This is a genomic window from Cecembia calidifontis (genome assembly GCF_004216715.1).
Classification (GTDB): domain Bacteria; phylum Bacteroidota; class Bacteroidia; order Cytophagales; family Cyclobacteriaceae; genus Cecembia_A; species Cecembia_A calidifontis.
The window spans coordinates 1410411-1423080 of sequence record NZ_SGXG01000001.1 but is presented as its reverse complement, the minus strand read 5'-3'; the positions used below and the strand labels follow the sequence as shown (position 1 = coordinate 1423080).

The window sequence follows — 12670 nt, the reverse complement described above, 5'->3', positions numbered from 1 at the left end:
ATTCTTTTCAAATGGAGTTTTTTATCAGATGAACAGTAATCCTATTCCCTTCCCAAATGCTTCAAGTGGTTGACATGGGAGGCAAGGGCCACTCTCATTTTTGGATGTTCGATATATGGAATCCCATATTCCCTACAAGTCTCCTTGATGATCTGGGAAATCGCCGGATAATGGATATGCGAAATATTGGGAAACAGATGGTGTTCAATCTGGAAATTCAGACCACCGATAAGCCAGGATAAGACCTTATTCTTAGTGGCAAAGTTTGCGGTAGTCTTCAACTGATGGACTGCCCAATCATCTTCCAACTTATTGGTCGCCTTATCAGGGACAGGAAATGAGGTCTCTTCCAGGACATGGGCCAATTGGAATACCACACTCATGATAATGCCGGTGGCCAATCCATATACAAGAAATCCGATCAGCCAGGGCATAAACCCAAGCATATAAACGGGAAGTACAATGAACAAGAATAGATGTTCTACTTTGAACCCCCAAAAAGACACATGTTCCTTCAAGTCCATTTTTTTGATTGGTGTTTCTGCCACCTTTTTGGTTACATACTTCTTATAATCCGTGAAAAACACCCAATAGAAATACAGAATGGAGTAAATGAAAATGAAGTAACGATGCTGAAAGCGATGAATTTTGTACCGCTTCTGATTGGGGCCCAATCTCAGGAATGCACCTGCATTGAGGTCATCATCATGATCATCCACATTGGTGAAGGAATGGTGTGCCACATTGTGTTTGGTTTTCCACATGTACACATTGGCTCCCAAGAAATTGATGGAAATTCCGGCCAGTTCATTGACCCATCCTTTTCGGCTGAAACTCCCATGCGCTCCATCATGCATGACATTGAAACCTATCCCTGCAGTAAGTGCCCCAAGGATGATGGATTCCAAGATGGCAAATGGCCAGAAAGGAGTAAAGAAAACCAAGTGAACATAAATCCCAATGAAGGCCAAAACCATCACGATGGCCTTGAAATAGAGGGAGGAATTTCCGGTTGTTTTAAGATTTTTTTCTGAGAAATAATTTTTGATTCTACCTTTCAGGTCTTCATGAAAGGAGGATGCGGCTTGAAATCTAGGCGGACGCATTTACTGAATTGAATGTGATAATTAATTTAAAAGGAATGAAAAACAAACAGGGTGATCGTCCGACATTCTTCATATAAAGGTAATGGAAATAAATGAGGAATTTTAACATGTCTTAAAATTGCCCGGTCAAAATGCGACAATTTAACATCTTTTACCAAAACTCCTCCACCAATTTATAATTTCAGATGTTTGCGGATAGTTTTCACGGACTTTTGGATCCTTTCTGGCTCCGTTCCTGAAATGATTTCAAAAGGAACCCCTGTTTGAGAGATAAGATTTCGGTACAACTCAAAAAAATACTGTCTCATTTCGGGCTCCGGATGCTCCCGCTGTGGATCTTCCTGCCAAGGAATATCAATGTCTGTCAATAAATAGACATCGTATTTCCTAAGTTGAATCTGCTCAGATATCCAATCATGCACCTTTCCGAACCTGTGCTCTGACCATACCTTGATCACATGGAGGTCTGTATCACAGATCAGAAGCTGATCTGCTTTTTGGGCATGTAAATCTTCCCATTCCAATTGCCCTTTGGCGATTACCAACATGTCGTCATAATCATAGGGCCTGTCCAGTTTCTCAATGTAAGTTCTGGCATATTCAGGAACCCAAGGGGCTGAAAAATGCGCTGCCAAAGCTTGGCTCAAAGTACTTTTCCCAGTAGATTCAGGACCTATAACAACCACCTTTTTACGCATATACCTCCTGTTTTACTCTGGCTGTCCTGATCCACTCCATCAATCCAATGATGGCCAATACTGTGAAAAACAAAAACTGGAAAGAGGTCAGCATCAAACCCTTGTAGAAGTACAATGGCACTGAAACTATATCCGTAATGATCCAGGCAATCCAGTTTTCCACTTTTTTCTTGGCCATCAGCCACATCCCTACAAAAGCTGAAGCGGTAGTAAATGAATCCCAATAAGGGACATCAGAATCGGTAAAATTGGCCAAAACGATAAACAAGATTATATAAGATCCCAGAAACAAAATCACTGATGTGGCAATCCCTTTTTTGTCCAACCAGGTCACCGGAAGCTCCGGTTTCCCGTTTGAAGGGCGGGACCAAAGGTACCAACCATAAATGGACATGGAAAAATAATAGGCGTTGATACCCATATCCGCATAGAGTTTATACTTCAGGCAGATATAAACATAAATCAGAGTTGAAATCATGCCTGTGGGAAAGACAAGGATATTTTTTTTGATGGAATAAAAAACAGAGGCAATACCAAAAAATACCGCTATGGCCTCCAGCCAACTCATTTCAGCCACCCCTTCTTGGATGCCTTCCCAAATCCATTGTAAATCCATAGAGCGAATTAAATGAGAAAATTTGGGAATGGAAAGAAGGCGGACGTCGAAAGTCGGATTGCGAAAACATTGAGGAATTAAGGAAGTAAAGGTGCTCATTAAAAGATGGAGTTCCCCACATCAGTTTTTCAAACTATAGATTGACTAAAATATTCATTATAGTTATCTTACCTCTATGAAACGTTTCGCTAAATTCATTTATCTCTTTTTTTCCATCCTATTTATGGCCAACCTTGCTTGGGTTGTGTACCATTGGAATACATTTGAATCGTATAGGATCCTAAACTTTGATATACCAAAACATTACTATTTAGCCCTTCAACCATTATTTGCCGGGTCTTTGTTTCACAGCTTTTTAAACCTTGGAAAGGAGGATGAAGGACCTGGAAAGCTGTAGTGAAAATTTTATGATTAAAACTTTAAGGGTGAAATATTAAAATTGAACATGACCGCATTCCTACACTTTTACCAAAAAGAGCGCAAGCTTGAAAAGTCTAAGATCCTGAGATACGCTGTTATTACCACCCTCATTGTATTCTGTTATGAATATTTACTGGTAGATCCTATTGCCATGCAACTGGGGGTAGGTGGATTGAATAAGGGTTTCAGCAATTCTGACAACATAGATGTTTTAAGTGCTTTGGTCTTAGCGCTAATTTTAGAGGAATTGTTTTCAAGGGGATTTCTTTCAGGTAAAAGGAAACATTTTGGGTTTATTTTTATCCAACCCATAATTGGGATGGTGATATTTAAAGAATACTGGTGGGTATTTATGGGAATCGGACTTGCTTTTCTGGTATGGGTCATTCATGAACAAAACAAAAAGCCAGATGATGTTTACCTTTCAACTCCTTTGTTTTATACCTCCTTTGTATTTACCACGTTGTTTTTTACCATACTTCATCTTGGGAATGTAGAATCCTCCTCACTTGCCTTGGATTGGACCTTTACTTTTGCAGGTATCCTGCCAGGCGCGATTTTTTTCGGATGGGTCAGGTATCAGGAAGGATTGGGCTATTCCATGCTTGCCCATGCTGTTTTCAATACCCTGACCATTACTTTGAATGAAATTCTGTATTTGTAAGAGGATGATTTAAATACCTATGTTGAAGAATTTTCATTTGGCCACAAAGACACAAACTCACAATCAGTGAAAAAACTAACGGGACTTTTGGACTTTACATTCTCAAGTTCTTGGATTTGGTGATTCAAATCCTTCTTTATAAACATGAACAAACTCCTAAACCTACAATGGTCCGCTATTCTTCATTTTTAATTCATCATTTTACATTAAACTTCAATGGTCAAAACAAGCGGAAGCCCTGTACGCCCTAGAAATAAACCCTTACTCCCTTCTTAAAGGAAACTTCTTAATTTCAAGAAGATTTTCTTTGACCAGGAATTCCTGAGCCGCCCGCTGTATCCTCTCTGGTGTAACTTCCTCAATGAACTTGCCGGCCTCTATGATCAGCTCTAAAGGCAGCCCATACAGACGGAAGGCTGACATCTGGGCATTCCAGTAATTATTACGCTTAAGGTTCTCCTCCAAGGCTATCCTTCGCTTCTCTTTGACTTTGTTAAGATCCTCTTCCATTGGACCATTTTCCTGGATTTTCCTTATTTCTTCCCAAGCAGCTTCTATCAAAACATCCACCATATCAGGGCTGCATGGAAATCCTATTGAAAATGAGAAATTCCCCATGGGCTGAATGCCCATACTGCCATTGGCACCGACCCCATAGACTCCACCGATTTCCTCCCTCAGGGATTCAATCAATTTGATGGTAAGGATTTCTCCAAGGTAGCTGATGTCAGTTGCTTTTTTCCTGTCGTATTCTACCTCAGCAGAAAAGAACAGGATCACCTGGCTTTTTTCATCTGTCCCCACTTCTATGACCTCAGTCCTACCTCTGGGAGTCCTGATGCCCATATCCCTAAACCTGTCCAAATGACTTGGATCGGAGGGTAAGGAAGCAATATATTGCTCCAATAGGGGCTTGAAAATGTCGAGATCTATGTTCCCAGTAAAGAAAAATTCGAAATTTGCCGCATTGCTAAAACTTTGAGCATAGATTTCCAAAGCTCTTTGCATATCAATTTTTTCCAATTCTTCAGGATCATAGATGCTGCTGGCCCTAAGGTTACCGTCCGCCAGGATGTGGTTCAACATTTTTGAAAATTGGTAATCCGGATTGGATTGGGCTGATGCCAATTGTGTCTTTTGGTTACTGATAAAGATATCAAATAACTGCCTGTCTTCTCTCGGTGCAGTAAAGTACAAATGGATCAATTGTAAGGCCATCTCCAGATCTCTTGGTGAGGTACTACCAGAAATCGTCTGGGAATAGGTACCTACATTGGGGGTAACCGAAACGGATCTACCTGCCAGGATTTTGCGCAGATCGGTAGGGGTAAAATCACCAATACCCATCACATTTACCAAAACCCCTGAATAACTCGCGGAGTAATGGTCTTCCTCTCCAAATAAGGAACCCCCCCCCTCACCTCTTGCACTGAAGACAATCTCATCATTCTTAAAATCTGTTGGCTTTACAAAAACCTTTACCCCATTGGACAATATGATTTCATATACATCAATAGAAAACAGATGGTCCATTGCCTCAATTCTTCCGGTTTGTGGCAGCGTTTCAAGTAGGTTTTCGGATAAAAGTTTTTCCTCATAGGCTTGTAAATCCATTTGCTTCACTGCATCAAATAGGGCTAACACCTGCTGCTCTGTTGGCAATTTATCTTTTTCAGCATCTGGGGCTGTGATGATAATGATCCTATTGTCTTCCCTGACCAAGGTTTTTGCCAGGGCATTGAGCTCTTCCAATGTTATCTTCGGGAGGATTTCCTGATAAAATTCGTACTTCCAAGCCTCTCCTTCTGCAAAGCGACCATTAAGGTAGTGGTTGACATAACGGCCCACCAAAGAGCGGGATTCCGTTTTGTCCATTTCTTTAAATGCTCTCTCTGCATTATTGAGTACCGAACGCTTAACCCTGTCCAATTCGGCTTGGGTGAAACCAAAACGGGCTACCCTTTCATTTTCTACAATCAAAGCCTGAATACCAGCCTCCACCATCCCGGGAGAAACTACCCCTGAAGCAGAAAAATAATCCATATCCCTAACAAAATTGCCATAACCTGTGCCTGCAAAAATAAATGGGGCATCAGGCTGCTGTCGGATTTCGTCAAGACGCTGGGTCAACATTCCCCCGTACAAGCTTCTTAACAGCCAATTACGGTAATCTTCCTTGCTCTTGGTAGGAAGGGCTTTATGCTTATAAAAAAGCTGAATCTGAATCCCGGGAGCTTCCTGATCTGTTAAAATGGATACAAAAGTTTCCTTGTGCTCAGGCACCTCAAAAGACTTTCTTTTTGGAGCATTTTTGGGATTTTCCCAAGCACCAAAAAACTCTTCAATCAAAGCGAGTAACTTGTCCGGATCTTCATCACCTACAGCAATGACGGCCAAATTGTCCGGGCGGTACCAGTCCCTGTAAAATTCCCGTATGGTCTCATATTCAAAATGCTGCACCACTTCCATTTTACCTATTGGAAGCCTGTCGGCGTATTGGGAATTGTAAAGCATAAGAGGTAGATATTGGTCTCTGAGCCTTTGGGAATAACCCTGTCCGGTTCTCCATTCTTCTACAATGATGCTGCGCTCAGCATCGATATCTTCCTCCCTCATCAGAATACCTCCCGCCCAATCGCTGAGGACCAGGAAACCACTTCGTAATTTTTCCTCATCATCTGATGGAATGGGAAGTATATAAACCGTTTCATCAAAACTGGTGTAGGCATTCAGGTCAGCACCAAAGGATACACCTATGGATTGGAGATAAGAAACCAACTCATTTTTCTCAAAATTCCTTGTTCCATTAAAAGCCATGTGTTCGGTAAAATGCGCCAGACCAAGTTGTTTTTCAGTTTCGAGGACCGAACCGGCATTTACCGCCAAACGCAATTCCACTTTATTTTCGGGTTTGGGATTTTGCTGTATGTAGTAGGTTAGCCCATTGGGGAGTACTCCATATCTTACCCTTGGATCTAATGGAACCTCTTGGGATAGATTGACCTGAGCGAAGCTTTGGCCTATGAAAAAAAATAAAAGAACAAGGAAAGAAATCGGGAATTTGTTGGTTTTCATTTTCAGTTAAGGCTGATTAAAGCAACCAAAATAGTAAAAGGACTTAAAAATTGCCTCATTCGAGCTTAAAATTCCCCTTAAAATTATTGTATTAAAAAAAACCACTTCCGGGAACTCTCCCGAAAGCGGTCCAATATATTCAACTATCACAAACTATTGGCCTTGTCCTAGAGAGTAGGCCGATTTTCCTTCAAAAGCATATAGGTTTTCTGTTTTGATCACATCAACATGCCTTGCTTCTGCCATTTGTAGCAATTGGATGATGTGCTGCTTGGTAAGCTCCTTTCCTCCTACGGGTTTGAAGCGGCAGCGCCAGTGATCGGTGCAGAAAGTTTCAGGGAATCCCTCAGGCCAAACTTTGATGCCACGGTTGGTAATCATGGTCAATTTCACCTCATCTGAATTCAATTGCTGCATCTTTTCGGCCAGTTCCTCTGCATCGGTTCCTGCCCAATGCACAAAGATATCTACTCCTTCCAACTCCTTTTTAAGGGGAGCCTTACGGGTATATTTAGGTAGGTTAAGGGTAGTCTCTTTAGCATAAGTCACCGCTTTGAGCTGGGATGGCTTTTTACCCAAATTCCTGATCACCGCCTCAGCAAACTCTTTGGTACCCACTTTTTCCTTGCTTACGCCTTCTTTGTAGATGTCATAGGTGTGTATACCATCTTCGATGGTTTTCAGCCAGGCATTTTGTACTTTTTCAGCTACATCACTTTGTCCGATATGGGCAAGCATTTGGATAGCACCCTGCAGAAGTCCGGATGGATTGGCCATATTCTGACCTGCCCTTCTTGGGGCGGAACCATGGATCGCTTCGAACATGGCGCATTCCTCACCAATATTGGCGGAGCCTGCTAAGCCTACAGAACCTGCAATCTGTGCAGCCACATCACTCAGTACATCTCCATATAAATTAGGCATTACTATCACATCAAAAGCTTCCGGCGTATCCGCCATCTTGGCCGCTCCGATATCAATGATCCAATGCTCTTTTTCTATTTCAGGATATTCTTTAGCAATTTCATCAAACACCTGATGGAAAAGCCCATCGGTTTGCTTCATGATATTGTCCTTGGTAAAACAGGTCACTTTTTTGCGACCGTACTGCTTGGCATATTCAAAAGCATAGCGGACGATTTTCTCACAACCTGGTCTACTGATGAGTTTAAGGCACTGCACCACCTCATCAGTTTGCTGGTGTTCTATACCGGCATACAGATCCTCTTCATTTTCCCTTACAATCACAATATCCATCTGTGGATGCTTGGTATCAACAAAAGGATGTAAACTCATACATGGGCGTATATTGGCATAAAGACCTAAAAATTTCCGGGTGGTCACATTCAAACTCTTGTAACCTCCACCTTGGGGAGTCGTGATGGGGGCTTTCAAAAAAACTTTGTTCCTACGAATAATATCCCAAGATTCTTTGGCGATACCTGAAGTGTTGCCGGCTAAATAAACCTTTTCACCTACTTCAATTTCATCTACCTCAATTTGGGCACCTGCGGCTTTGATAATGGCGAGCGTGGCGTCCATGATTTCCGGACCGATCCCATCTCCTTTTGCTACTGTAATTCGTTTCATTGCCTTTTGATTTTGTTTATAATTAGGCAAAGTTCCGAAATCTATTTCATAAATTATTATTTATGTTTGAAATATTTATCATAATTTATATTTATGGCTTGTGTTTGATTTGAACTACCTCTCTGTTAATTTTTCCATACTTGGAAACAAGCTTAAATCCGATCAGGTCAAAGTTCTCCTAGCTTGCTCCCTTTCTTATCAAACCTCTTCCTGCTTTTTGGACTGCCTATAATCTGGGAATTGTAGATGCCGGCATGACCGCTGAATTTGTAAGCCAAAACACAGGCCAAACCGATAAAAATCCCTGCTTCGGCACCAAATAACTCTATTCCCATCAATGTACAGGCCAAAGGAGTATTGGTTGCCCCAGCAAAAACACCCACAAACCCAGCTCCTGCCAATAGGGCCATGGGTAATGGGATAATTCCAGAAAGCGCATTCCCCAGAGTCGCCCCAGTATAAAACAAGGGGGTAACTTCCCCTCCTTTAAATCCCGAACCAAGTGTCAGGGAAGTCATAAAGATTTTCACGAGGGAGTCATACCAAGGGAGGTTTTCTGAAAAGGCATCCACGATGGTCGGAACACCCAGACCAATATATTTGGTGGTTCCCATAGCCCAGACAATCAATGCTACCAAAACACCTCCAATTACAGGTCTTAGGGGAGGATAATTGATTTGGGAATTGAATAAATGGGACCAGTTATGTGTTGCTTTGGCAAATAATCTGCCTACCAAACCAAACGCAATGCCCGCCGGAATCATCCATAAAAGGTTGGGAATATTGAGATCTGGAACCATTGCTATTTCATAGTGTGTATGGTGGACGTTCCAAAATTCTGCACAGGCATAATCAGCCACATAAGCGCTTATAAAAGCAGGAAGAATCGCCTCATACCGTATCCTTCCGATAATCAGCCACTCCAATGCAAAAACTGCTCCTGCCAAAGGAGTACCAAAAACCGAAGCAAATCCAGAAGCCACCCCGATCGTGATCAGGATTTTCCGGTCCTCTTTACTCAGTTTGAGCCATTTGGTAAACTGGTCTGCAATGGCCCCTCCCATCTGCACGGCCGTACCTTCCCTACCCGCCGAACCTCCAAAAAGGTGGGTGGCCAGGGTACCGAAAAGGACCAAAGGCGCCATCCTAAGGGGAATGGTCCTTTGTGGATTATAAAATTCTTCCAACAGTTGGTTGTTCCCCTTTGAAACTGACTGGCCCAAATAATGATAGGTCAGCCCAATAATCAAACCTCCCAGCGGAAGCAGGGCAATGATCCATAGATTGGCTTCACGGTAATCGGTCACCCAGTTCAGGGAAACCAAAAACAAAGCAGAAGCAGACCCGGCCAAAAAAGCCACAATCCCGGAAATAAGGAGCCATTTGAGGGTAAACACAAAACTGGGAAGAAACTCCAGCTGCAGAAATTCCTTGGTTTTTAAATATGCTTTGATCCTCTCCAACATACAATTTGAAATTAAAATTTAATCCAAAGACTATGCATCCCCGGTTAATCGTTGAAGTAGGAGTCATCAGCACCAAAAATGGGCGGTTAAAGGTGGAACCCCATCACCTATAAGGGAACAAAAATATACTTTCTTGGCAAAATCTTTAGAAAAAGCCCCAAAATTTGTATATACCTAAAATCCGCAGGATTTTAGTTTGGAGATTTGAATCTGCTTGTTTGTGTTCATTTTTGGTCTAGTTCGGGAATTTCTTCCCTTTGATTGAAGAGTGTTCATAGTTTTGAGACAATGGATTTTAGGTTTGAGGATAAAATGGACGGTTTTTTTCCTCAATTTTAATGGAAAAGGCATACCTCTTCCCTGTAAATCTTTATTTTTTGAGCTCCTGAGGGGTTTTTATCTGAATTTAGTTCAAAATCGGCTTGTAATCCTTACTCGTGAACAGTTTGAGCACTTCTCTTCTTCCCGTTCTTATCCACTTGGCTGAAACAGTGATAAATCTGAAGATAAACTTCTTGAGCCTGTCGGTAGGCTTAAGCCAATCAACTTTTCTGGAATACTCTCCAATGATATAGGTGTAAAAATTGGCATACATAGCCGTCATAAGCATAAAGGAGGTATTCTCTGCAAGGAACGAACAGGGCAACTTAGACCAGCCAAAGTCATTGTTGAGTACATCAAACAAGCGTTCGCTTGCACCCCGGGCGTTATAAAACCTTACAACAGCTTCATTGGACGATGTATGTTCATTGGTCAGAATAGCCCTGTAAGTAAATGCATCTCCACTAAACACATCTGCCTGCCCGTCTTTACGCCTGATTCTGGTAATGACCAGCCTGTAAGACCTGTCTTTACCGAAAGGTTTGTAGTCGGATAGGTCAGTAACTTCCATTTCCTGTACACCCAAACGTATTTTCTGCCACTTCTCAGGGGCTATACTTCCAAGGATATTATCCAGTTTGGCACATCTGTTTGCCCGTATATAAAAGCTTTCGGTATGTGCTTCCAGTGTGCGGAGAACTTCTTCCTGATAGGATGCTGAATCGGCTCTGAACCTTCCGATACGGATATTTTCATTGGTAAGCTGCCCAAACATGCGTGTAAGTGTATCAGCCTGCAAATATTTGGCCTGACTGTTGCCATTTCTGCCCTCTACGTACACAGGAATGGCCTGTGAAAATTCAGGATGTGCTATGGAAGCTACACCTGGCTGATATCCATAGACGTGTTTATATGTCTTTTTTGAATCGTACTTTTCAGTTGGAATGACGGTGTTGTCATAATCGAGGTCGTAAGCAACACCTGACTTGAGTAATCCGGTCTTACAAGCTGATTTTAACAACAAGCTGTTGAGTTTTCCATTGATATTAAATTCATGGCTTACTCCACTGGACGGATTTATAAAGAGTTCTGTATCAACAGCAAGCTCTTTGATACCTCTCAGAATTGTATCGGCACTGCATACTGAAAATGAAGGGACCTGTTCAAGTGCGTCTCTCAAGTGAACATTGATATCTTCAGTACAGTCGCCACCATTAAAGAAAATAGCCATATGATTGGCGAAAATGTCACTGTATGAAAACCCTCCCCTTAAGGCTCTAACCCCCAATTGATTATCAATGAGTTCTGGGAGACCAGAATTTTTGAAAGAGTTAAAAACAAAATTAAAACCTCCGAAAGGTGTGATTTTTTCTGTCGAATTCGTAATTTTCATACCGCTTATCAAGGATGTGTGGTAACACCTAAATAAGTGAAAAAAAAACGAGCCGGAAAAGCCTGAATTGAATAAATTCAGCCACTTTTTCGGCTTTTTTTAAATCCGCCCTGCGGATTTAAGGATATAATAAAAACAAAGCGCGTCCCTGGGGATTTTATTAAAAGAAAGTAACAGCTATGAAAAACATATTGATTACCGGAGGTTCCGGTCTGGTAGGCAAAAAAACAACACAACTTTTGGAAAGAAAGGGCTATGCAGTAGCCTGGCTTAGCCGTAACCCAATCAAAAACAGTCAAAAATCCTTTTCCTGGGATGTGGAAAAGCAGCAAATAGATCCTGAGGCCATACTTTGGGCAGATGGCATAATCCATCTTGCCGGGGAGGGTGTTGCGGACAAAAGATGGACCGAAGCCCGCAAAAAAGCCATTCTTGAAAGCAGGACTCAATCCACTTCTTTGCTTTTCCAGGCAATGGAAAAATCCGGAAAAAGACCAGAAGTATTCGTTTCAGCTTCTGCGGTCGGTTATTATGGTTTCAACACCGGAGATGAAACCGTGGATGAGCATAGTCCTGCTGGAAATGATTTTTTGGCAAAGGTGGTCATTGCCTGGGAAAATGAGGTACAAAAAATCGAAAAACTTGGCATACGTACGGTTCTGTTACGAATCGGTATTGTCCTGGACAACACTGGGGGCGCCTTAGTGGAAATGCTCAAACCACCTATAGCCGCTCCTTTGGGAAGCGGCAAACAATGGATGAGTTGGATCTGTATAGATGACTTGGCCAGAATGTTCCTTTTTGCCCTTGAAAAAGAAGAAGTAAAGGGAATTTACAATGCAGTAGGTCCTAAGCCCGCCACCAATGAAGAACTGACACAAAAAGCTGCCAAAAAAGTAGGGAAACCTTTTGTTGGTATCGGTGTGCCGGGTTTTGCACTCAAATTGGTCCTGGGTGAAATGGCACAGATGGTCTTGGGCGGGAACAGGGTGTCTTCCAAAAAAATCCGCGATGCGGGCTTTGAATTCCGGTACCCCAATCTGGAAGAAGCTTTGGAGAAGATTTACAATTCCGATTGAGGAAGAGAAGGGATTTGGAATTTCGGAAGGCTGATTTGGGAAGTGGAAAACATTTAGAGTTAAGGGCTTTAAGGGATTCATTAAGATTGCATTAGAGGATAGTAGAAAAATTAGGAAGCAAGAAATTAAGTTTACCAGGAGGCTAATTCGCAATTGGCAAAGGACATTAATTACAAGATTTTGCGAGCAAAAGGGAAATACAAATAACTTTTGTTCTCTTTTGTCCCTATTGTGGTTCAAAA

9 protein-coding genes and 1 riboswitch are annotated in these 12670 nt (G+C 41.9%); of the genes, 2 read left to right on the top strand and 7 right to left on the bottom strand.

The window, feature by feature from the left end:
• Positions 1-41 precede the first annotated feature (41 nt).
• From BC751_RS06160 to pnuC, 3 genes are all read right to left on the bottom strand, one after another.
• The gene (locus tag BC751_RS06160; RefSeq protein WP_130274778.1) at positions 42-1106 is read right to left on the bottom strand and encodes a fatty acid desaturase family protein; all 1065 of its coding nucleotides are present in this window, start codon (positions 1104-1106) and stop codon (positions 42-44) included.
• 173 nt (positions 1107-1279) lie between these two features.
• Complete coding sequence (locus tag BC751_RS06155; protein WP_130274777.1) at positions 1280-1804, bottom strand: AAA family ATPase; 525 nt, start codon at positions 1802-1804, stop codon at positions 1280-1282.
• Entirely contained in the window at positions 1797-2420 is a 624-nt protein-coding gene (gene pnuC / locus BC751_RS06150) for a nicotinamide riboside transporter PnuC (RefSeq protein WP_130274776.1), read from the bottom strand. Before pnuC ends, BC751_RS06155 begins: the two co-directional genes overlap by 8 nt.
• 445 nt (positions 2421-2865) lie before the next feature.
• On the opposite strand from pnuC, the gene BC751_RS06145 reads away from it, so the two are divergent.
• Entirely contained in the window at positions 2866-3504 is a 639-nt protein-coding gene (locus BC751_RS06145; protein WP_130274775.1) for a CPBP family glutamic-type intramembrane protease, read from the top strand.
• Between the two features lie 261 nt (positions 3505-3765).
• On the opposite strand, the gene BC751_RS06140 is transcribed toward BC751_RS06145, so the two are convergent.
• The 4 genes from BC751_RS06140 to BC751_RS06125 form a co-directional block, all read right to left on the bottom strand.
• Entirely contained in the window at positions 3766-6579 is a 2814-nt protein-coding gene (locus tag BC751_RS06140; protein WP_130274774.1) for a M16 family metallopeptidase, read from the bottom strand.
• A 153-nt stretch (positions 6580-6732) separates the two neighbouring features.
• Entirely contained in the window at positions 6733-8169 is a 1437-nt protein-coding gene (locus BC751_RS06135; protein ID WP_130274773.1) for an NADP-dependent isocitrate dehydrogenase, read from the bottom strand.
• A 167-nt stretch (positions 8170-8336) separates the two neighbouring features.
• Positions 8337-9635: a voltage-gated chloride channel family protein gene (locus BC751_RS06130; protein ID WP_130274772.1), complete on the bottom strand. Its 1299-nt coding sequence runs from the start codon at positions 9633-9635 to the stop codon at positions 8337-8339.
• A gap of 50 nt (positions 9636-9685) precedes the next feature.
• Positions 9686-9752: riboswitch (Fluoride riboswitch) on the bottom strand.
• Between the two features lie 289 nt (positions 9753-10041).
• On the bottom strand, positions 10042-11349 hold the full coding sequence (locus BC751_RS06125; RefSeq protein WP_130273823.1) for an IS1380 family transposase: 1308 nt from the start codon (positions 11347-11349) through the stop codon (positions 10042-10044).
• A 179-nt stretch (positions 11350-11528) separates the two neighbouring features.
• Here BC751_RS06125 and BC751_RS06120 point away from each other — a divergent pair, with 179 nt between their 5' ends.
• The gene (locus BC751_RS06120) at positions 11529-12428 is read left to right on the top strand and encodes a TIGR01777 family oxidoreductase (protein WP_130274771.1); all 900 of its coding nucleotides are present in this window, start codon (positions 11529-11531) and stop codon (positions 12426-12428) included.
• Positions 12429-12670: the final 242 nt, after the last annotated feature.